The sequence below is a fragment of the Solwaraspora sp. WMMA2065 genome (assembly GCF_030345075.1).
Taxonomy (GTDB): Bacteria; Actinomycetota; Actinomycetes; order Mycobacteriales; family Micromonosporaceae; genus Micromonospora_E.
The window spans coordinates 3,765,184-3,786,563 of the sequence record NZ_CP128361.1 but is presented as its reverse complement, the minus strand read 5'-3'; the positions used below and the strand labels follow the sequence as shown (position 1 = coordinate 3,786,563).

At 71.5% G+C, this 21,380-nt stretch carries 20 protein-coding genes and 1 pseudogene; 11 read left to right on the top strand and 10 right to left on the bottom strand.

Going from position 1 to position 21,380, the window contains the following annotated elements; all coding sequences use genetic code 11:
- The first annotated feature begins 232 nt into the window (after positions 1-232).
- Complete coding sequence (locus O7610_RS17190; RefSeq protein ID WP_289211360.1) at positions 233-2,242, top strand: acetoacetate--CoA ligase; 2,010 nt, start codon at positions 233-235, stop codon at positions 2,240-2,242.
- A 69-nt stretch (positions 2,243-2,311) separates the two neighbouring features.
- The gene (locus O7610_RS17185; protein WP_281551748.1) at positions 2,312-2,650 is read left to right on the top strand and encodes a hypothetical protein; all 339 of its coding nucleotides are present in this window, start codon (positions 2,312-2,314) and stop codon (positions 2,648-2,650) included.
- A gap of 37 nt (positions 2,651-2,687) precedes the next feature.
- Here O7610_RS17185 and O7610_RS17180 read toward each other — a convergent pair whose 3' ends face one another.
- On the bottom strand, positions 2,688-3,434 hold the full coding sequence (locus tag O7610_RS17180) for a TIGR03089 family protein (protein ID WP_281551747.1): 747 nt from the start codon (positions 3,432-3,434) through the stop codon (positions 2,688-2,690).
- A 196-nt stretch (positions 3,435-3,630) separates the two neighbouring features.
- Here O7610_RS17180 and O7610_RS17175 point away from each other — a divergent pair, with 196 nt between their 5' ends.
- Both O7610_RS17175 and O7610_RS17170 read left to right on the top strand, forming a co-directional pair.
- Positions 3,631-4,794, top strand: a complete 1,164-nt coding sequence (locus O7610_RS17175) for a glycosyltransferase family 4 protein (protein ID WP_281551746.1) — start codon at positions 3,631-3,633, stop codon at positions 4,792-4,794.
- Between the two features lie 78 nt (positions 4,795-4,872).
- Complete coding sequence (locus O7610_RS17170; RefSeq protein WP_281551745.1) at positions 4,873-5,973, top strand: mannose-1-phosphate guanylyltransferase; 1,101 nt, start codon at positions 4,873-4,875, stop codon at positions 5,971-5,973.
- Positions 5,974-5,986: 13 nt separating this feature from the next.
- Here the strand turns inward: O7610_RS17170 and O7610_RS17165 are convergent, their stop codons facing one another.
- Both O7610_RS17165 and O7610_RS17160 read right to left on the bottom strand, forming a co-directional pair.
- On the bottom strand, positions 5,987-7,147 hold the full coding sequence (locus O7610_RS17165) for a coenzyme F420-0:L-glutamate ligase (RefSeq protein WP_281551744.1): 1,161 nt from the start codon (positions 7,145-7,147) through the stop codon (positions 5,987-5,989).
- Positions 7,144-8,169, bottom strand: a complete 1,026-nt coding sequence (locus O7610_RS17160) for a 2-phospho-L-lactate transferase CofD family protein (protein ID WP_281551743.1) — start codon at positions 8,167-8,169, stop codon at positions 7,144-7,146. Before O7610_RS17160 ends, O7610_RS17165 begins: the two co-directional genes overlap by 4 nt.
- Before the next feature lie 79 nt (positions 8,170-8,248).
- Between O7610_RS17160 and O7610_RS17155 the strand changes: the two genes are divergently transcribed.
- The 6 genes from O7610_RS17155 (at position 8,249) to O7610_RS17130 (ending at position 14,892) form a co-directional block, all read left to right on the top strand.
- Entirely contained in the window at positions 8,249-9,106 is an 858-nt protein-coding gene (locus tag O7610_RS17155) for a hypothetical protein (protein WP_289211359.1), read from the top strand.
- Between the two features lie 107 nt (positions 9,107-9,213).
- Positions 9,214-11,739, top strand: coding sequence for a bifunctional FO biosynthesis protein CofGH (locus O7610_RS17150; protein WP_289213637.1), 2,526 nt, complete (start codon positions 9,214-9,216; stop codon positions 11,737-11,739).
- Positions 11,740-11,973: 234 nt separating this feature from the next.
- A complete protein-coding gene (locus O7610_RS17145; protein ID WP_281551741.1) occupies positions 11,974-12,258 on the top strand; it encodes a hypothetical protein in 285 nt (94 codons plus the stop codon).
- 80 nt (positions 12,259-12,338) lie between these two features.
- Positions 12,339-13,727, top strand: coding sequence for a DUF4331 domain-containing protein (locus O7610_RS17140; RefSeq protein WP_281551740.1), 1,389 nt, complete (start codon positions 12,339-12,341; stop codon positions 13,725-13,727).
- A gap of 56 nt (positions 13,728-13,783) precedes the next feature.
- Positions 13,784-14,149 carry a phospholipase gene (locus tag O7610_RS17135; RefSeq protein WP_281551739.1) on the top strand — a complete coding sequence of 122 codons (366 nt, stop codon included), beginning with the start codon at positions 13,784-13,786 and terminating at the stop codon, positions 14,147-14,149.
- A gap of 485 nt (positions 14,150-14,634) precedes the next feature.
- On the top strand, positions 14,635-14,892 hold the full coding sequence (locus tag O7610_RS17130; protein ID WP_281551738.1) for a WhiB family transcriptional regulator: 258 nt from the start codon (positions 14,635-14,637) through the stop codon (positions 14,890-14,892).
- 32 nt (positions 14,893-14,924) lie between these two features.
- Here O7610_RS17130 and O7610_RS17125 read toward each other — a convergent pair whose 3' ends face one another.
- Positions 14,925-15,290, bottom strand: coding sequence for a metallopeptidase family protein (locus O7610_RS17125; RefSeq protein WP_233606708.1), 366 nt, complete (start codon positions 15,288-15,290; stop codon positions 14,925-14,927).
- A gap of 219 nt (positions 15,291-15,509) precedes the next feature.
- Here O7610_RS17125 and O7610_RS17120 point away from each other — a divergent pair, with 219 nt between their 5' ends.
- On the top strand, positions 15,510-15,881 hold the full coding sequence (locus O7610_RS17120; protein WP_281551737.1) for a DUF3499 domain-containing protein: 372 nt from the start codon (positions 15,510-15,512) through the stop codon (positions 15,879-15,881).
- A 75-nt stretch (positions 15,882-15,956) separates the two neighbouring features.
- On the opposite strand, the gene O7610_RS17115 is transcribed toward O7610_RS17120, so the two are convergent.
- The 6 genes and pseudogenes from O7610_RS17115 to O7610_RS17090 all read right to left on the bottom strand — a co-directional run bounded on the left by O7610_RS17115 (position 15,957) and on the right by O7610_RS17090 (position 21,286).
- The gene (locus O7610_RS17115; protein ID WP_281551736.1) at positions 15,957-17,345 is read right to left on the bottom strand and encodes an NAD(P)/FAD-dependent oxidoreductase; all 1,389 of its coding nucleotides are present in this window, start codon (positions 17,343-17,345) and stop codon (positions 15,957-15,959) included.
- Between the two features lie 29 nt (positions 17,346-17,374).
- Positions 17,375-18,721, bottom strand: a complete 1,347-nt coding sequence (locus O7610_RS17110) for an aspartate aminotransferase family protein (RefSeq protein ID WP_281551735.1) — start codon at positions 18,719-18,721, stop codon at positions 17,375-17,377.
- A gap of 305 nt (positions 18,722-19,026) precedes the next feature.
- Positions 19,027-19,344 (bottom strand): NUDIX domain-containing protein, encoded by a 318-nt coding sequence (locus O7610_RS17105; RefSeq protein WP_281551734.1) that lies wholly within the window; start codon positions 19,342-19,344, stop codon positions 19,027-19,029.
- 252 nt (positions 19,345-19,596) lie between these two features.
- Positions 19,597-19,992 (bottom strand): annotated as a pseudogene (locus O7610_RS17100) (AAA family ATPase); the annotation flags it as partial.
- A 29-nt stretch (positions 19,993-20,021) separates the two neighbouring features.
- Complete coding sequence (locus tag O7610_RS17095) at positions 20,022-20,273, bottom strand: hypothetical protein (RefSeq protein WP_281551733.1); 252 nt, start codon at positions 20,271-20,273, stop codon at positions 20,022-20,024.
- A gap of 101 nt (positions 20,274-20,374) precedes the next feature.
- A complete protein-coding gene (locus O7610_RS17090) occupies positions 20,375-21,286 on the bottom strand; it encodes an SPFH domain-containing protein (RefSeq protein WP_289209499.1) in 912 nt (303 codons plus the stop codon).
- Positions 21,287-21,380: the final 94 nt, after the last annotated feature.

The following is a 21,380-nucleotide window of genomic DNA, read 5'->3' as shown; positions in this document are numbered from 1 at the left end:
GCAACGGGGCGGCGCACTTTCTCCCGTCCGCGTTGGCACACGCCGCAGGCTGTGCCCGTTGCGCTACCTGCTGACGACAGCTTGTGTTCCCGGCACGCTCCGTTGCGCCCCGGTCGGCAGGACAATCGATCAGCGGCACCGCCGCCGGCGGCGCGCGACGTACGCGAGGATGGAAGTGGACGGCCACACGCGGTCCGGCGACGCGGCCGCGACCCGGGGAGGAGTGTCAGTCGTGAGCGAGGTGCTGTGGTGCCCACCGGCGGACGTGCGGCAGCGGACCCGGATCGGCGGGTACCTGGCGTGGCTGGAGCGCACCCGAGGGCTGCGGTTCGCTGACTACCAGCAGCTGTGGCAGTGGTCGGTCGACGACCTGGCCGGGTTCTGGGGGTCGGTCTGGGACTACTTCGAGGTGGCCGGCCAGCAGCCGGCGGAGCAGGTGCTCGCCGACCGGCGGATGCCCGGCGCGCGGTGGTTTCCCGGTGCCCGGCTCAACTACGCCGAGCACGTGCTGCGCGCACCCGGGTTGGCCGAGGGCGCCCCGGTGGTGATCGCGCACAGCCAGACCCGAGCGCCGGTCACGCTCACCGTCGGGCAACTGCGCGACGAGGTCCGCCGGGTGCGGGCCGGGCTGCGCCGGCTCGGGGTGCGATCGGGCGACCGGGTCGCGGCGTACGCGCCGAACATCCCCGAGACGTACGTGTTGATGCTGGCCACCGCCAGCCTGGGCGCGGTCTTCTCGTCCTGCGCACCGGAGTTCGGCACCCGCAGCGTCACCGACCGCTGGCAGCAGATCGAGCCGACGGTGCTGGTCGCGGTCGACGGCTACCGGTACGGCGACAAGGCGGTCGACCGCCGGGCCGAGGTGGCGGCGATCGCGGACGCGTTGCCGTCGGCGCGGCACCGGGTGCTGATTCCGTACCTGTCGGCGGCGGACCCGGCGGAGCTGCCATGGGCCACCTCGACCTGGAGTGCGCTCACCGCGCCGACCGACGAGGCGTTGGCGTTCGACGCGGTTCCGTTCGACCAGCCGCTGTACGTGCTCTATTCGTCGGGCACCACCGGGCTGCCGAAGCCGATCGTGCACCGGCACGGCGGCATCCTGCTGGAGCATCTGAAGATGCTGGCGTTGCATCACGATCTGGGGCCGGGGGACCGCTTCTTCTGGTTCACCACCACCGGCTGGATGATGTGGAATTATCTCGCCTCCGGACCGGCGGTGGGTGCGGCGATCGTGCTGTTCGACGGCAATCCGGCGGTGCGCGCGGCCCCGGGCGGCGCGGCCAGCCCGGACCTGGGCACCTTGTGGCGGCTGGCCGCCGACACCGGTGCCACCTATTTCGGTACCTCGGCGCCGTTCCTGCTGGCCTGCCGCAAGGAAGGGCTGGCGCCGCGGAAGATCGCCGATCTGTCTCGGCTGCGCGGGGTCGGCTCGACCGGGGCGCCGCTGCCGGCTGAGGGTTTCACCTGGGTGTACCAGTCGGTCGGCGAGGACCTGCAGCTGACGTCGCTGTCCGGCGGCACCGACGTGTGCACCGGGTTCGTGGGCGGCGTACCACTGCTGCCGGTGCGGGCCGGGGAGATCGCCTGCCGGTGTCTGGGCGCGCGGGTCGAGGCCCGGGCCGCCGACGGCCGGACGGTCGTCGGTGAGCTGGGCGAGCTGGTGATCACCGAGCCGATGCCGAGCATGCCGGTCGGGTTCTGGAACGACCCGGACGGCAGCCGTTACCGGCAGGCGTACTTCGACCGGTATCCGGGGGTCTGGTGCCACGGTGACTGGATCACCATCGCCGAGGACGGCAGCTGCGCGATCACCGGCCGTTCGGACGCCACCCTGAACCGGGGCGGGGTGCGGTTGGGCACCGCCGAGTTCTACTCGGTGGTGGAGGCGTTGCCGGAGGTCGCCGACTCGCTGGTGATCCACCTGGAGGATCCACAGGGCGGGGCGGGGGAGCTGCTGCTGTTCGTGGCGTTGCGGGCCGGGGTCGGGCTGGACGACGCGCTGCGTACCCGGATCGTGCGTGAGCTGCGGTCGGCGCTGTCACCGCGGCACGTGCCGGACGGAATTCACCAGGTCGCGGCCGTGCCTCGGACGCTGTCCGGCAAGAAGCTGGAGGTGCCGGTGAAGAAGATTCTCACCGGGGTGCCGGCCGGGCAGGCGGCGGCGGCCGGGGCGTTGACCGATCCGGCGGCGTTGGCACCGTTCATCCGGTTCGCCCAGGACCGGGGGACGCCGGTGGGTTGACCGATTCTGCCGGGATGGCAACGCAGCGTCAGCGCAGCGCGTCTCACAGGCGTGGGTGTCTACTTCCGCTTGAAGATCACCGACACGCTCGGCGTCCGGGTCGAGGGGGCGCACGCCTTCAACCCGCTGGCCGGGATCACCCGGACGTTCTGGTACCGGCTGCCAACCGACTGGGTGGTGGACGGCGCGGTGCCGCGACAGCGTCGCGAGCTGCTGGTCGACCGGCTGTACGGCCCGGGCTGGCGCGACGGCAACCCGGACGGGTCCCGGTACATCATCCTCGGCGTGCAGGAGAAGCTGCTCAGCGCCGGTGAGGCGGCGGGCAAGCCGTGGCTGGCCGACCGGGCCGGGTTCTACGTCTGCGCGCCGGACGGCGAACTGCGGGAAGTGGTGCCCCGCGAACTCTGACTGGTTCCGACCGGCAGGCGGTGCCGACGACGACCGCTCAGGCCAGGACCAGATCGACCTTTTCGCTGTCCACCCGCCCGTCGAGGCGCTGCCGGTCGAGGTTGCGGCAGAGCACCATGGTCGCCTCGGCGGCCAGCGGCGCCAGCAGCCAGTCGGTCGGGTCCGGGTACCGGTCGCAGTCGACCAGGACCCGGGCCCCGGCCCCGATGCCCAGCTCCGCGCCGCGCCGGCGGGCCCGGCCGGCCAGCTCCGCGTCCTGTCGGTCGACCGCCGGGTACGGAGTGAAATGGTCGCCGTGGCCGCGTACCTCGGTGATGTAGTCGGTCCAGCCGGACGGCAGCTCCCGGGCGGGTGCCGCCATCGGGGCGAGGCTGAGCAGGTAGCGCTCACCGGCGGGCCGCCGATCGACCTCGGGCACCGCCGGTGGGCTGGCGAAGAGCACTTCCGCAGCCGGGTCGTCGGGCAGCGCCGGCAGGGGGTCCCGGCCGGCCGGGGTGCCGGGCCCAGCGGCCGGGGCGGTCCGCACCACCAGCGCGGCCGACCAGCAACCGAGCAGGACGCCGGCGGTCTGCCAGTGGGCCGGCAACGCGACGTCGGCGTGGTCACCGGCGGCCGCGCCGGCCCCGTCCACCACCAGGTTGGCGGTCTTGGCCACCCAGTTGGCCAGCGTCGCACCGGACAGCTCGGTCCGGTCGCCGGTCGCGTCGTCGTACCAGGTGAGCAGGGGCCGCGTCGGGTCCGCAGTGACGGCGACCGCGAGCAGCCCGGCCAGGTTGTTGGTCATCGGGCCGAGCGTAGCGCCGTCACTGTACGTACACGCTGTCACCGGGTGGTCTCGCCCCGCTGATCGTCGGCGGCGCGGTTCGCCGCGACGCGTTTTCGGTCGCGTCGTCGACACGGCGGACGGCGTCGGGCGGCGTAGTCTTGGCACACGTGTCGTTCTTCACAACCCTCCACCACCCCCTTAGAGGAGTTGCCCAGTGACCGCCGGTCGACCGCCCCGCGTACTCATCGACGCAACGAGCGTGCCCACCGACCGCGGTGGTGTCGGTCGATACGTTGACGGCCTGCTGGGGGCCCTCGGCGCGCTCATCGGCAGCGGCGTCGAGCTCTCCGTCGTAGCGCTGCGTACAGATGTCGAGCGGTACACCCGGATGTTGCCGGCCGCCGACGTGATCGCCGCGCCGGCCGCCGTCGCGCATCGCCCGGCCCGGCTGGCCTGGGAGCAGACCGGGTTGCCGCTGCTCGCCCAGCAGGCCGGTGCTGATGTGCTGCACTCGCCGTACTACACCTGTCCGATGCGGGCGGGATGTCCGGTAACGGTAACTGTGCACGATGCGACGTTCTTCACGGAACCGGAGCACTACGACAAGTCGCGGCGAACCTTCTTCCGCAGCGCGATCAAGACCTCGCTGCGCCGGGCCAGTCGGGTGATCGTGCCCAGCAAGGCCAGCCGTGACGAGCTGATCCGGCTGCTCAACGCCGACCAGGCCCGGATCGACGTGGCGTACCACGGCGTCGACTGCGGCGCCTTCCACGTGCCCAGCGACGAAGAGAAGGCCCGGGTACGGGCCCGGCTCGGGCTGACCGGCACCGACTACATCGCGTTCCTCGGTGCCAAGGAGCCGCGCAAGAACGTGCCCAACCTGATCCGGGGCTGGGTGCGCGCGGTGCAGGACCGGCCCGATCCGCCGGCGCTCGTGGTCGCCGGCGGGCAGGGCCACGACGACGACATCGACCGTGCCGTCTCCGACGTCCCGGCCCACCTGCGGCTGCTGCGTCCCGGCTACCTGCGCTACGCCGACCTGCCCGGTTTCCTCGGCGGTGCCCTCGTCGCCGCCTACCCGTCCTATGGGGAGGGCTTCGGCCTGCCGATCCTGGAGGCGATGGCCTGCGGTACCCCGGTGCTGACCACGCCGCGGCTGTCGCTGCCTGAGGTCGGCGGTGATGCGGTCGCCTACACCAGCGAGGATCCGGACCGGATCGCCGCCGACCTGGTGGCCTTGCTCGACGACGAGGCCCGCCGGCACGCGCTGGCCAAGGCCGGGGTGGACCGGGCCAAGGAGTTCACCTGGTCATCCAGCGCCGAGGTGCACGTGGCGTCGTGGAGCCGGGCCGCCAGCATGAACCGGGCCGCCTGGTGACCCGGCCACTACTCACCGGTACGGGGAGGTATCCACCATCTCCTCGGGTGGCGTGCCCGTGCCGGGCATGATGTGCTGATGCTCTTCGCCGTCATTCCGGCGGGTGGCAGCGGCACCCGACTGTGGCCGCTGTCCCGCGCCGGTAACCCTAAATTCCTGCACCCCCTCACCGGCACCACGGCCTCGCTGCTGCAGGCGACCGTCGCGCGGCTGGCACCGCTGACCGATCCGGAACGGATTCTGGTGGTGACCGGTGCGGCGCACGCCGCAGCGGTCGCCCGGCAGTTGGCTACGGTGCCGGAGGAGAACGTGCTCGTCGAGCCGTCGCCCCGGGACTCCTGCGCGGCGATCGCCCTCGCCGCCGCAGTCGTCGCCCGGCGTGAGCCGCAGGCCGTGATGGGTTCGTTCGCGGCCGACCACCTGATCGGCGACACCGACCGGTACGTCGAGACAATCCGTCAGGCGGTGGACGGAGCCCGCACCGGCCTGCTGATGACCGTTGGTATCACCCCCACCCGGCCGGAGACCGGCTACGGCTACCTGGCCTGCGGCGACACCATCGGCCCCGGGCCGGTCCGCCGGGTCGAGCAGTTCACCGAGAAGCCAGGGCTGGCGGTCGCCGAGAACTACCTGCGCTCGGGTCGCCACCTCTGGAACGCCAGCATGTTCGTCTGGCGGGTCGACGTGTTCCTCACCGAGTTGGCCCGCCAACAACCCGAGCTGCACTCCGGCCTGACCCGGATCGCCGCCCGGTGGGACAGCCCCGACCGTGACGAGGTGCTCGGCGACGTCTGGCCGACGTTGCCCCGCATCTCCGTCGACTACGCGGTGATGGAGGGCGCGGCCGCCGCCGGGCGGGTCGGCACCGTCCCCGGCGACTTCGGCTGGAACGACGTCGGGGATTTCCACACCCTCGGTGACGTGCTGCCCACCGATCCGGACGGCAACGTCGTCCTCGGCGCCCCGGCGGCCGAGGAGAAGCCGGGGGTGCTGCTGCGGGACAGCAGCGGTTTGGTGGTGGTGCCGCACTCCGGCCGGCTGGTCGCAGCGCTCGGCGTACGGGACCTGATCGTGGTGGACACCCCCGACGCGGTGATGGTCTGCCCCCGCGACCGGGCGCAGGACGTCAAACGGTTGGTGGACGCGCTCAAGGAACGCGGCGAGGACGGGTACGTGTAAGCCGCCCGGTCCGTCACGGCGTCGCGACGAGCCCGAGCAGGACGACGGTGCCGTCGGGGCCGGCGACGGTACCTAGCTCGGCGCTGGCGACACCGTCGGCCGCCAGCGCCGCCCGTAGCCGGTGCAGGTCGGTGCCGAAGCGCACCAGGTCCGGCGGCGTATCGCCCGGCGGCCGGCAGCGCAGCAACGCCGGGTACGCCGCGTCGGCCGGCAAACCGTCGGCCGCGCTCCGCAGGCTGTCGGCGTCGGCCAGCTCGAAGCGGGTGCCGGGGGCCACCACCTCGGACACCAGCCGGACCGCCCGGGCCACGGTCTCGCCGTCGACCGCAGACGGGCCGTCGACCGGACGAGGGTCGTCGACTCCGGCGGCCGGAGCGCCCGCCGGCCCGCCCGGCGGCAGGGTCGCCGCCGCGAGCAGCCCGGCCCGGCGGGCCTCCGCCGTACCCAGCGTGAACAGGTCCTGACCTGGTTCGCGGATCAGCGGTCGTACGCCCGGCCCGGCGGGACCGGCCGGCCCCGCCGGCGGTTCGGCCCGCCACGGGTAGCCGCGGACCACCGCCACCGGCACCTGCTCCGACTTGCCCTTCACCAGGTCCCCGGCAGCAGCCATCTCGTCGACCACCGCCATCTGCGTCAGCCGCAGCTCGTTGCCGTACCGGTCGGTCTGGCCGCGGTAGTCGCGCACCGGGTCGATACCGGCGGCCCCGAGCGCGACGTCGGTCAGGCCGTTGCGCCACGGCCGTCCCATGGTGTCCGACACGACGACCGCAAGATCGAGCCCCAGCCGGGCGTAGAGACCGGCGCGCAGCTGCCGGGCCGACCGGTCCGGATCGACCGGTAACAGCACCAGCCGGGTGGGAGCCACATTCGAGTTGTCGATCCCGGCGGCCGCCATCACGAACCCGTGCCGGGTCCGGACGATCCGGGTCGCCCCACGCCGTGCCACCACCTCGACGGTCTCGGCGGCCAGCACCTCGTCGCGGACCAGGCTGCGGTCCGGTTCGTCGGCCGGCAGATCCACCAGCCGGCCCTCGGCCTTCGAAACGATCTTGCTGGTCACCACGAGGACGTCGCCGTCGCGCAGCCAGGGTGCGGCGTCCCCGATCAGCGCCGCCAGGTCGTCACCGGGAACCACCTCGCCGATCCCGGCGACCGGCAGGATCTCCAGCCTCATCCGGTCACCCCGGTCGGCCGGCCGGCCAGTTCGATCGCGGCGCCGACCATCGCGGCCGTCGCCGTCTCGTCGGACATCCACAGCGGTACGGCCCGCACCTCGATCCCTTGCACCCGGGTGGCCTCGTCCACCGGGTCGACCAGCCAGCCGTCCAGCAGCCCACCGGCGCGCCGGGCACCGTAGAGCGCCGCCACCCCCGCCGCCGTGCACGGTTCACCCAGCACCGCGAGGCACCGGTCGGCCATGCCGCGTACCGGGGCGTCGCCGATGATCGGCGAGACCCCGACCACCGGGGCCGTATTGCCGGCCAGCGCTTCGTGGATCCCGGGTACGGCGAGCACCGGCGCGATGCTCACCACCGGGTTGCTCGGTGCGATCAGCACGACGTCGGCGGCGGCCAGTGCCTCCGGTACGCCGGCCGCCGGCTTGGCCTGTGCCGCGCCGACGAAGACGAACCGGTGGGTGGGCAGCGCGCCCCGATGGCGTACCCACCATTCCTGGAAGTGGATGGCCCGCTCGCCGCCGGCATCGGGCCCCGGCCCCGGCCCCGGCCCCGGCCCCGGCCCCGGCCCCGACTCCGGGTCCGAGACGACGACGTGGGTCTCCAGCCGGTCGTCGGTGGCCGGAAGCAGCCTCACCCCCGGCCGCCAGCGGGCGCAGAGCGCCTCGGTGACCGCCGACAGCGGGTAGCCGGCGTTGAGCATGGTGGTGCGGACCAGGTGGGTGGCGACGTCCCGGTCACCGAGCCCGAACCAGGTGGGTTCCGCCTGGTACGCGGCCAGCTCGTTCTTCACCGCCCAGGTCTCGTCGACCCGGCCCCAGCCACGCTCCGGATCCGCGCCACCGCCGAGTGTGTACATCACGCTGTCGAGGTCCGGGCTGATCCGCAACCCGTGCAGGATGACGTCGTCACCGACGTTGACCACGGCGGTCAGCTCGGCTCCGGTGCGTCGGGCGTACTCCCGCGCGCCGACCAGGAACTTCGCGCCGCCGATCCCGCCGGTCAGTACCACGATCCGCATGCCGTCCATCCTCGTCCATCGGCGGAGCACTACGCTCACCGGCATCGACCGCCGCCACCTGCGAGCACCGGGAGAATGCGTGACCACCCAACCAGAGGCTGGGCCCGGCGACCGGCCGCCGGCCAGAGATCTCACCATGCCGCTGCGGGAGTTCGCCGCCGCCGTCCTGCTCGGTGCCACCGCAGTGTTCCTGTTCACCGCAATGCTGGACCTGCTCGTGCCGTACCGGCTCGGCTTCGGGCCGGGGTTCGCCCGCCGCTCGGCGGACAGTTTCGGCAGCTTCGTCAATCTGGTTACGGTCGGCTTCCCGTTGCTGGCGGTGCTGCTCGCCACGCACCTCACCCCGGAGCTGGGCCGGGCTCGGCTGATGACCCTGGTCGCCCTCGTCGAGTACGGGGTCGCCGCGGTGTTCGGTGGTCTGTTCGGGCTGCTGGTCGGCTTCGTCGTGCTGGTCGACGACACCATCCGCGGCGGATTCCAGGCGCTGTTGACCCGGGCGGCCTGGCTGGCGGTGCTCGGTGTCGCCGGGTATGCACTGTGGCGGATCTGGCAGGGGCGTTACCAGGTGGTGCGACCGAAGCCGCCGGCACCGGGCGGCTACGGTCCCCCGCCGGGCTACGGCCAGCCGGGGCAGTACGGTCACCCCGGTCCGTACGGCCCACCGCCGCCCGGCTACGGCCAGCCGGGTCAATACGGCCAGCCGGGCCCGTACCACCCGTACCACCAGCCCGGTCAGTCCGGTCAGCCCGGACCGGCGTACCCGCCACCGCCACCGCCACCGCCGCAGAGCGGCCCGCATCCGATGTACGCGCCGCCTGCTCCGCCTGCGCCGTCATCCGGGCCGCCGGCCCCGCCCGGGGACGAGCCGGGGCCGGCTGGGAACGAGCCCGGTCCGGAGGAGCCGGGCTCGGCCGGGACGACCCAACGGATCTCCTGATCACCGCTGGCCGCCGGTGGGCGCTGTGGCGAGCGCCACCGGCCGGCGCAGGCCCGAGGGCCTAGTCTGCAGTGGTGGCCGAGCACACTGAATCCGTCGTCGCCCGAGTGACCGGGGCCGCCCCGGCGGAACAGCCCACCACCACCAGCGTCCGGCGGGCGCTGCGTCGTGCCGCGACCGGCCGCAGCCTCGACCTGGATGAGGCCGCCGCGCTGCTGGCCGCCACCGATGGCGAGTTCGACGAACTGCTCGACCTCGCCGGTTCGCTGCGCGACGCGGGGCTGCGCGACGCCGGCCGGCCGGGCGTGATCACGTACTCGCGGAAGGTCTTCGTCCCGTTGACCCGGCTCTGCCGGGACCGCTGCCACTACTGCACCTTCGCCACCGTGCCGGGCCGGCTGCCCGCCGCGTACCTGGACCGTGCCGAGGTCCTGGCGATCGCCCGGGCCGGTGCCGCACAGGGTTGTAAGGAGGCGCTGTTCACCCTCGGTGACCGGCCCGAGGACCGCTGGCCGGCGGCCCGCCGGTGGCTGGACGAGCGGGGCTACGACTCCACCGTCGACTATCTGCGGGCCTGCGCGATCGCCGTACTGGAGGAGACCGGTCTGCTGCCACACCTCAACCCGGGGGTGCTGAGCTGGGCCGAGCTGCAACGGCTCAAGCCGGTGGCGCCCAGCATGGGGATGATGCTGGAGACCACCGCGACCCGGCTGTGGTCCGAGCCGGGCGGCCCGCACCACGGCTCGCCGGACAAGGAACCGGCGGTGCGGCTGCGGGCGATCGCCGACGCCGGTCGGGTCGGCGTGCCGTACACCACCGGCCTGCTGATCGGCATCGGCGAAACTCTCCGGGAACGGGTCGAGTCGCTGTTCGCGATCCGGTCGGCGGCCCGCGAGTACGGCCACATCCAGGAGGTGATCCTGCAGAACTTCCGCGCCAAGCCGGACACGGCGATGCGTGGCATGCCGGACGCCGAACTGCGTGACCTGGCCGCGACGGTTGCCGTCGGTCGCCTCCTGCTCGGGCCGGGTGCCCGCATCCAGGCCCCGCCGAACCTGGTCGAGGGGGAGTACGCGCTGCTGCTGCGGGCCGGCATCGACGACTGGGGCGGGGTGTCGCCGGTGACCCCGGACCACGTCAACCCGGAGCGGCCCTGGCCGCAGATCGACGAGCTGACCCGGCGTACCGCCGCCGCCGGGTTCACTCTGCGGGAACGGCTGACTGTCTACCCCGAGTATGTGCGGCGCGGCGAGGCGTGGCTGGACCCCCGGCTCGCCGCGCACGTGTCGGCGCTCGCCGAGCCGGGCACCGGTCTGGCCGACGAGTCGGCGATGCCGGTCGGCCGCCCCTGGCAGGAGCCGGAGGAGGTGTTTGCCCCAGTCGGCCGGACCGATCTGCACACCACGATCGACACCACCGGGCGGACCGGGGACCGGCGGGGCGACTTCGACCGGGTGTACGGCGACTGGGCCGAGGTCGCCGGCCGGATCAGCGCACCGACCGGTGCCGGCACCAAGGGCGACGGCGCCGGCGACGCGAATCTGCGGGCCGGGCTGCGGCTGGCCGCCGACGATCCGGCGGCGCTGCTGCAACCACGGCACACCGACGCGGCGCTCGCCCTGTTCACTGCCGATGGCGCGGCGCTGGACCAGGTCTGCCGGATCGCCGACGAGGTACGCCGGGACACCGTCGGCGACGACGTCACCTACGTGGTCAACCGCAACATCAACTTTTCCAACGTCTGCTACGTCGGCTGCCGCTTCTGTGCGTTCGCCCAGCGGGAACGGGACGCCGATGCGTTCCGGCTCTCCGCCGAGCAGGTGGCGGACCGGGCCGAGGAGGCGTGGCGGGCCGGTGCCACCGAGGTCTGCATGCAGGGCGGCATCGATCCCAAGCTGCCGGTGACCGCGTATGCCGAGCTGGTCCGGGCGGTCAAGCGACGGGTGCCGCAGCTGCACGTGCACGCCTTCTCCCCGATGGAGATCGTCACCGCCGCCGCGAAGGCGGGCATGCCGGTCCGGGACTGGCTGCTGATGCTGCGCGAGGCGGGACTGGACACCATCCCGGGGACCGCAGCGGAGATCCTCGACGACGACGTGCGGTGGGTGCTGACCAAGGGCAAATTACCGGCCGGCACCTGGGTCGAGGTGGTGACCACCGCGCACGAGCTGGGGCTGCGGTCCAGCTCGACGATGATGTACGGGCACGTGGACCATCCCGGCCAGTGGTTGGCGCATTTCCGGGTGCTGGCCGGGGTGCAGGACCGCACCGGCGGCTTCACCGAGTTCGTCGCATTGCCATTTGTGCACACCAATGCGCCGATCTACCTCGCTGGGCTGGCCCGGCCGGGGCCGACCTGGCGGGAGAACCGTGCCGTGCACGCCATGGCGCGGCTGTTGCTGCACGGCCGGATCGACAACATCCAGTGCTCCTGGGTGAAACTCGGCGACGAGGGCACCGTCGCGATGCTGCAAGGCGGGTGCAACGATCTCGGCGGAACGCTGATGGAGGAGACGATCTCCCGGATGGCCGGTTCGGCGAACGGCTCAGCGCGTACCGAGGCGCAGTTGCAGTCGATCGCGGCCGCCGCCGGCCGTCCGGCGGTCCGACGGTCCACCGCGTACCAACGCTGATGCCGGCTTTCCGCCCTGCGCCCACCGCTGCCCACCGGCGGCCGGATCGGCCTCGGTCCCGGCCGACGCCGTGCGGTGGCGCGTCCGACAAAAGTCGATTGGCGGATGATCGAACCCACCGGCGTCGTCGGCCGTATGAACAGGTGCCGGCGACCGCGGGTGACGGATGGGCCGCGCCGGCACTGGTCCCATCGCGACAGTGGGTTACCCCCTGACCCACCGGAAGGGTTGTCCATGAGAACTCGCCAGCGGAACCGACCGAAGTTCAAACTGTCCCGCCGCCAGGTGCTGACCGTCGCGGCGAGCGCGGGTGTCGGCGCGGCCGCGGTCAGCGTCACCGGCCTGTCATCGGCTGTGGACAGCCGGCTCGCCGGATCTGCCGAAGGTGACGAGGCAATCGTCGTCCACCTGCGGGATCCGTCAAACGGGACGTTGGACGTCTTCGTCGGCACGTCGCGGATCGAGGTACAAGACAAAAGCCTTGCCGCCCGGTTGCAGCGCGCCGCCCGCCAGGGCTGAGTGCGCCGTAAGGGCACGTCTCACCTGACGCGTACCGCGTCACTCACCGATCTTCTCAGGCTATGTGAGGTAGGTTCGTCATGTCTTCGCACCGTGAAGCGCCGGAGATATCCAAGGACCCGGTCGCTGACAGTACCGACGTCTATGCCTTTGTGAGTCCGGACCGTCCGGACACGGTCACTCTGATCGCCAACTATCTGCCCTTTCAGGTGCCGTCGGGCGGGCCGAACTTCTTCGAGTTCGGCGATGACGTGCTCTACTCGATCCACGTGGACAACAATGGTGACGGCCATCCGGACATCACCTACCAGTTTCAGTTCCGCACCGAGATCACCAACGAGAACACGTTCCTCTACAACACCGGGCCAATCGACGCCCTGGACAGTGAGAACTGGAACAGGCGCCAGTTCTACAGTCTGACCAAGGTCGATGCGCACGGCAAGGCGCAGCTGCTGGCCCGCGACGTGCCCTGCCCGCCGTGCAACATCGGTCCGCTGTCCACCCCCGACTACGTGGGGCTTGCCAACGACGCCACCTTCCAGCTCAAGAGCGGCGAGCGGGTCTTCGCCGGGCAGCGGGCCGAGGGGTTCTTCGTCGACCTGGGCTCGATCTTCGACCTCGGAAACCTACGGCCGTTCCAGCAGCTCCACGTAGTCGGTAAGGACATCTTCAACGTGGCGGACGAACCGGTCAACGCGACCGACCGGCTGAACGTCTCCAGCATCGCGCTGCAGGTCCCGATCAACCATCTGGTCAGTGGTGGCGGCCAGTACGGCGTCAACGACCAGCGATCGGTGATCGGGGTCTGGACCTCCGCCGCGCGTCAGCAGGTACGGATGCTGGGCAGTGCCAAGGCGGCCGACGTCAACGTCGGACCGGCGGTACAGGTGTCGCGACTCGGTAATCCACTGTTCAACGAGGTCATCGTGCCGATGGCGCAGAAGGACCTGTGGAACACCCTGCCCCCGTCGGAGGACAAGCGCTTCGCGGGCCTGGTGGAGAAGCCCGAACTGGCGCAGCTGCTGCCGGTGCTCTACCCGGACGTCTTTCCCAACCTTGCCGAGCTCAACGAGTCTGGCGTGCCCCGAGCCGATCTGGTGGCGATCCTACTGACCGGAATCCCGGCCGGGCTGATCGACGGTTTTCAGAACAACACCGGCGATCTGCAGGCGGACATGCTGCGGCTGAACACCGCGATCCCGCCGGCGGAGCAGCCCGACCGGTTCGGTCTGCTCGGCGGCGACCTGGCCGGCTTCCCGAACGGCCGCCGGACGACCGACGACGTGGTCACCATCTCGCTCCGGGCCATCGCCGGCTTGACGTTCCCGCTGATCGATCAGAACTTCACCCCGGACGACGCGGCCGGCGCGGTGACCCACGGGCTGAGCGCGGCCGACGTGACTGCCCCGTTCCTGAAGCATTTCCCGTACCTCGGCGTGCCGTACGACGGGTTCAACAACCCGTCCTGACCGGCCCGCACGTCCCGTCCGGGCCGACCCCGGCACATCCAGAGAAGGTGGGGAGCATGCACGAGCACAGTCTGGCCCCGTCGGAGACCGGCGGCGTCGTCCTCGACATCGGCGGCGACATGGGTGCCCTGATCATCTACACCGGACAGGAGTTCCACGGCCGGGAGATCGAGATCAGCCCGACCGCCGGTCCGGACCAGCCGGATCCGGCCCCGCGTACCCATGCGGCGGTCCGGGAGCGGCAGGTACGCGACGGAGTCTTCTTCAGCGCCGTCTACACCGATCTGCCGGCGGGCTCCTACACCGTGTGGCGCTCCGACGAGGTGCCCGCCGGTCAGGTGGCGATCAGCGGCGGGGCGGTGACCGAGTTCGTCTGGCCGCAGCACGCCGCCGCTGGGCGGCTGATCCCCAAGGCAGGGTGACGGGACTCCCGCACGACAGTGTGACGAGATCGACGTGCTAGGCGCGATCGGCTTCTGGGCCGTAGGCGTGATTGACCTCTGGGGAGGGAAGTAGGGCAGGTGAGGTAGACCGGTCGACCGACCGGAGACCGAGCCGGTGCCGCGTGAGCGGCACCGGCTCGGTGTTGTCTGCGGACAGGGTCGTCGGCGCTGGGACTGGCCGAGCGGGTGGTGCGACTCGCCGGTCCCGCGTTACCCGGTGGGGGGCTGAATCGATAGGGCAGGTTGCGGGCCGGATGACGACGGGGAGGGCGGGTGACCGGTGCGCGACAGCAAGCCCATTTACCAGGTTCGTCTTGACGACGCACGCATTACACGCGTGTAATTTCAACGGGGTCGCTCGGACGGGCTGCATCAAAACCGGATCGAACGGGCAAGATGGACACGCCTTCCGCGTGGGGGGTTGCGCCGGCCGGGTGGGGCGGCGCGCGAAAGGAGGCACGCGTATGGATGGTCGGCTGGAGGTCGCGGACCTGCTCGGTAACGCCCCGGAGTGGCAGGAGCGGGCGCTGTGCTCGCAAACCGATCCGGAGGCGTTTTTCCCGGAGAAGGGTGGATCCACCCGCGAGGCAAAGCGGATCTGCTCTCGTTGCGAGGTGAAGTCCGAGTGCCTGGAGTACGCGCTCGGTCAAGACGAGCGGTTCGGCATCTGGGGCGGACTGTCCGAGCGGGAACGACGCAAGCTCAAGCGCAGGGTCGCCTGACCTGCCGCCGTCGGCCCGGGCGGGTTGCCGAGTCAGGCCAGCTCGTCCGGGTCGACGCCGAGCAGATTTGCCACCTGCTCGATGATCACGTCGTGCACCAGGTCGGCGAGATCCTCCCGGTTCAACGCCCGGAACTCCAGCGGACGCCGGTAGAGCACGATCCGTGGCGGCATCTCCTGACGCCCCGGCCGGCCGGGCAGCAACCGGGCCAACGGCACCTCGCCGTCCTCCAGCACGTCGGAGTCGTAGACGTTCAGATCCGGTGGGACGTCCTCGACGGCGAACTCGACACCGGCCAGCTCCTTCGCGAAGCGCCGCTCCAGCGTCTCGACCGTGTCCAGGACCAGCTCGTCGAAGACCTCGGCCTTGGTCCGGGCCAACGGCACCGTCGCCGGCACCAGCCGACCACGCAGCCCGCGCCCGTGCCGGTCCCGGCGATCCCGACGCGCCCGGCGGGGCGTCTGCGCGCTGCCGGGCACGGGAATGGTCACTGGAATCCTCCGGTCACCTGCCCAGCGTAGTCCGGATCGGCCCTTTCCGGGCGTGGGGATCAGGAGTCCCGGCGTGTCGCGTCGGCAAGCTGGTCGTGGAGCCGGTATTAGAGATAACGTGCCGCCGTGAGGTCATCACGGCGCTGCTCCCGTAACGGCTGCCCCCGCCAGGCCGTCGCCACGTTGACCTATGTCTACAACGAGTCGACCGCCGTGGTCGGCCCGCTCGCCGCGTTCGCCGAGCCGCACACCTACGACCTCTGCGAGCAGCACGCCCGCAGCCTGACCGCGCCCCGTGGCTGGCAGGTCGTCCGGCACGAGGGTGAGTTCGACCCGCCCCCGCCGACCACCGACGATTTGGTGGCGCTCGCCGAGGCGGTCCGGGAAGCAGCCCGACCGGCCCCACCACCGCGCCCCGGCGCCCCGGACGCCGTCGACATCGACATCAACCCGTCGACCGGCCGCCGCGGCCACCTCCGGGTGATCCCGCCGGCCTGACGCCCGGCCGATCAGCCCCCGACTGCGCCCCGCCCCGACCCCGCTCCGCCAGCCCGGCCACAGGCGGTACGGCCGTCACTGCCCGGTCAGTCGGCCCAGCAGCCCGGCCAGCCGGGACGGCCGGTCCCCTCGGTTCTCGGCCGCGTCGGCGGCGGTCACCAGCCGTAGACCCGCGTTGACGCCGAGCCAGCGCAGCGGCTCCGGCTCCCAGCGCGGCGAGCGGTGCCCGACCCAGGGCAGCGCGGTCAGCTCGCTGTCCACGCCGAGGATCAGATCGGCGAGGGTACGGCCGGCCAGGTTGGCGGTGCCCACTCCGTCGCCGACGTACCCGCCGGCCCAGGCCAGCCCGGTGGCCCGGTCCAACCCCACCGACGCCGCCCAGTCGCGGGCGACGCCGAGCGGGCCGCCCCAGGTCCGGGTCACCGGCACCGCGTCGCCGAGCACCGGGAACAGCTCGCCGAGCGTCCGGCGCAGCGCGGTGAACACCCGTGGGTCGCGGTCGTACTCGGGCCGGATCCGGGACCGGAAGTGGTACGGCGCGCCCCGCCCGCCGAACGCCAGCCGGCCGTCGGCGGTCCGCTGCCCGTAGATGATCAGATGCCGGTAGTCGCTGAACGTCTCCCGCCGCGCCAGCCCGATCCGGGCCCAGGTCTCGTCCGGCAGTGGCTCGGTGGCGATCATCAGCGAGTAGATCGGGGCCACCGCGCGGCGGGCGCCGGGCAGCGCCGGGGTGTAGCCCTCGGTCGCCCGTACCACCACCGGGGCGCGGACCGTGCCGGTCGGTGTCCGGGCCGCCCCGGGGCCGTACCCGGTGACCGGGGTCCGTTCGTGGATCGTCACCCCGCGCCGTTCGACGGCCCGGGCCAGGCCACGGACCAGCCGGGCCGGGTGGATCGCCGCGCAGTGCGGGGTGTAGGTGCCACCGAGTACGCCGTCGGCGGCGCACCGGGCGGTTGCCGCGTCAGCGTCCAGCAGGGTGAGGTCGGCGTCGGTGCCGCCGTACGCGTGGACCTCGGCCACCGCCGCTTCGGCCCGCCGCAGCTGCGCCGGGGTACGGGCCAGGGTGACCGTGCCGCCGTGGCTCCAGTGGCAGTCGATGCCCTCGGCGGCGGCGACCCGGCCGACCTCGTCGACCGTGGCGTACATGGCGCGTTGCATCGCGATGGCGGCGTCCCGGCCGTGCCGGCGGGCCAGCGCGGTCGGTGAGCTGGGCAGCAGCGCCGAGCACCAGCCGCCGTTGCGCCCGGAGGCGCCGTACCCGGCGATTTCCTTCTCCAGCACCACGATCCGCAGCGCCGGGTCGGCGCGGGTCAGGTAGTACGCCGTCCACAGCCCGGTGTAGCCGGCGCCGACGATCGCCACGTCGGCGACCGTGTCGCCGTCCAGCGCGGGCCGGGCCGCCAGCTCGTCGTCCACGGTGGCCATCCAGTGCGACACGTCCCGGTAGTCACCGTGACCGCGCATGGTCCACCACCTTCCGCCGTCGGCCCGCGCTACATTCGCTGCCAGGCCTCGGTGAGCACGGCCCGCAGGATCTGTTCGATCTCGTCGAACTCGGCCTGGCCGGCGATCAGCGGCGGGGCGAGCTGGATCACCGGATCTCCCCGGTCGTCGGCCCGGCAGTACAGCCCGGCGGCGAACAGCGCGCCGGAGAGGAACCCGCGCAGCAGCCGCTCCGATTCGGCGTCGTCGAAGCTCGTCCGGGTGGCCCTGTCCTTGACCAGCTCGATGCCGTAGAAGTACCCGTCGCCCCGGATGTCACCGACGATCGGCAGGTCGTACAGCTTCTCCAGCGAGCCCCGGAAAGCGCTTTCGTTGGCCCGTACGTGCCCGGTCAGCTCCTCCCGGGCGAAGATCTCCAGGTTGGCCAGCGCCACCGCGCAGGAGACCGGATGTCCGCCGAAGGTGATCCCGTGACCGAACGATTCGGTGCCGTGCAGGAACGGCTCGATCAGCCGGTCGGACGCGATCATCGCGCCGAGCGGGGAGTAGCCGGAGGTGAGTGCCTTGGCGGTGGTGATGATGTCCGGCTGGTAGCCGTACCGCTGGGCGCCGAAGTACTCGCCGAGCCGGCCCCACGAGCAGATCACCTCGTCGGAGACGAGCAGCACGTCGTACGCGTCGCAGATCTCGCGTACCCGCTCGAAGTAACCCGGCGGCGGCGGGAAGCAGCCGCCGGCGTTCTGCACCGGCTCCAGGAAGACGGCGGCGACGGTCTCCGGGCCTTCGCGTTCGATCGCCCGGCCGATCTCGTCGGCCGCCCACCGGCCGAACGCCACCGGGTCGTCGCCGTGCTCCGGCGCCCGGTAGAAGTTGGTGTTCGGCACCTTGATCCCGCCCGGGACCAGCGGCTCGAAGTCGGCCTTGATGCCGGGCAGCCCGGTGATCGCCAGCGCCCCCATCGTGGTCCCGTGGTAGGCGATGTCCCGGCTGACCACCTTGTGCTTGGTGGGTTTGCCGACCCGCTTGAAGTAGGCGCGGGCCAGCTTCCACGCCGACTCCACCGCCTCGGAGCCGCCCGTGGTGAAGAAGACCCGGTTGAGGTCGCCGGGGGCGAGCGCGGCGATCCGCTCGGCCAGCTCGATCGCCGTCGGGTGCGCGTACGACCAGAGCGGGAAGTACGCCAGCTCGCTGGCCTGCTTCGCGGCGGCCTCGGCCAGCTCGGTGCGCCCGTGGCCGGCGTTGACCACGAACAGCCCGGCCAGCCCGTCCAGCAGCCGGCGTCCCTCGCTGTCCCAGACGTACGCGCCGTCGCCGCGCACGATTGTCGGCACCGGGGCGTCCAGGTAGCTGGACATCCGGGTGAAGTGCAGCCAGAGGTGGTCGGTCGGGTTGCCCATGTCGTGGCCCCATCGCGTCGGTCGCACCGGCGCTCGCACAGCGCCGTCCTGGCTACGGTTATCGCACAGATGCGCCGCTCGCTGCAAGGTTCACGAGATCAACAGTGCCGTTCACCTACGGTTTGAGCAACTCGAGCCAGCTACAACGACGAAATCCGCATCACGGGTGAGTCGGCCAGTCAGGGCCGTTCGCTGACATTGCGCGGTCCACCCGACCACGTGTGACGCCGTCACACGAATACGCCGAAGGGCGGACCCGGGCTGCGGTCCGCCCTTCGGCGCAAGTCGGTGGAACCGCTCGCCATCTATCTGTGTGTCTTGGCCCACCGCGAGGCCGCAGCGACCAGTTCGGGCAGCTCGGCCGGGGTGGGGAGCCCGGCGAGGTCGGCGACCGGCACCCAGCGGGCGCTGGCGACTTCCTCCAGCTGCGCGGTCAGGTCGCCACCGGAGGCGCGGCACACGTACGCGAAGTCGATGTGCCGATGCGCGCCGATCTTGGAGTCGGTCACGTCCATCTCGATGACCGTCCACGGGGCGGCATGGCTTGCGACCGCCGGGTGGGTGAACGCAGGCTCGCCGAGCACGGTGGCCTGGATCCCGGTTTCCTCGGCCACCTCACGCACCGCCGCCTGGGCCGGGTCCTCGTTGGGGTCGATGTGCCCGCCTGGGTAGAGCCATAGGCCGATCTTGTTTGTGGTGCAGGAGCAGGACTCGATCCTCGTCGTCGAGGACGACAGCGGACGCGGTGTTGTGCCGGATCGTCATGGGAGCTGCCCTTCGGCGAAGACGCGGATGCGGTCCGCGACCCATCCTAGGGCCGCCTCGGACATACCCGGGTGAACGGGAAGCTGGAACGTCGTCGCAGCGAGAGCATCGCGTTGACGACGGCGGGGGTCGTCGCGGGAGGTGGCTTCGGGCAGACCGCCGCGCACGATTCTGGCGGCGTAGTCGGCGCGGGTCACGGCGGACTCGTGGCGCAACTCAGGGCCGAGCGTGAAGATGGCGTCGACGAAGCCGTCCGGCTCATCTTCCAGCTCACCCTGGGAGAACGGCCAGAGCTCGATGGTCTCCATCCGGCCGGGCAGCGCGTCGGGAGCGGCTGACGTGCCGAACAACCGCGCGGAGCCGGTGAGAAGGTATCGACCTGGTCGGGGATCCTCATCCACGGCGGCTTTGATAGCCAGCAGCAGTTCCGGGACACGTTGGATCTCATCGGTGATCAGCAGTTCCGGGGAGTCGACGAAGCCGACCGGGTCGGTTGTCGCCGACGCCGGCCGGCCCGGGAGAATCCTGTCCGTGCCTACGGGCAGGGGTGGATTCCGCTGGTGGAGAACGGGGTGCGTACGCCGGACAGGCGGTCCCAGTCCCGGTCGGGGCAGGGGCCACGCAACCAGGTGCCGACCCGGTTGGTGTGACTGCTGTCCGAGTAGTAGTGGGTGACGATCACGTAGTAGTCGGGGGGTGCTGCCTGGGCCGGGGCGCTGGTGACCACGAGGGTGGTGGACACGGCGAGCAGGGCTGCGGCGAGGGCGTTGCGGATGACAGCCGGCACGGTACGAGTCCCTTCAGGATGCTCGACTTTCGGTAGTTATACCGTAGCAACTCGTAGGCGGAATGTGGGGCGGTGAAGATCCGACAAACACTCGCGAGCGGTCAGTCGGTGTTCGCCGGGCGCCCGGCGTTGAGGTCGACGCTGCCGCCGGCCGGCACCGGTAGGAACGTCGGGCAGCCCTTCGCGGTCTCGTCGGTCAGGCAGCGCTGGAACACCTCGTACAGGATGTAGCCCTCCGGGCCGAGCACCTCGACGAGTTGGCGGATCTGCTTGAGCTTCTCCTCGACTGTGGCGTTCTGCTCGACGATCGCCCGACGCTCGGTGATCGCCACCTGCACCGCGGCCAGACCGTCGACCAGATCCTGACGCGGTGTCGGTTTCTGCAGGGTCAGGTTGAACTGCAGGAAGTACGCCCGTCCGCCGGTGGTGGCCTGCACCGCCGCGCCCAGGTCCTCGTTGATCGCCGTCTCGAACGCGGCCCGGGTGGCCGGATCGTTGTACAGCGCCAACCAGTCGTACTTCTGCGCCTCGGTGGTCATCGCCTTGTGCAGCGGCTGCCCGACGTAGAACCGCAGCAGGTCCAGCCAGTGGCTGGTGGTCCGGCCGTCGTCGTCCATCACCGGCTGGAACTTCAGCCCGATCTCCTCGTGGAACTCGCGCAGCATCCCACCCTCGTCGGCACACGAGGTGTCCAGGTGGAAGGTCAACCCGCCGGAGACGGTCAGCTCCTGGTTGTCCTTGGAGACCACGACGAACGGCGTGGACTCGGAGCCCTCGTTGCCGGTGAAGTCGAACGTCCGCTGGCCGGCCGGGTACACGTAGTACCGCTCGCCCGGCCCGTCCCAGGTGCGGTTGTTCTGGGTGACGCAGGCCTGGTAGGTGGTGCTGGAGAAGGCGCCCGCGTCATAGTGCAGCGCCACCTGGTCCGACTCGGTGCTGACCGTGGTGCAGCCGGTCACGGTCAACACCAGCAGCGCTCCGACACCCGCGATCACCCGTAGCTGACGACGCATCCGTTGCCCCACTTCCCTCGGCGTGTGCCGTCAGGGTAGGGAAGCGAATCAATCCGACTGGTCCGGCCGTACCCCAGGGGTCGGCTGCCGGCGC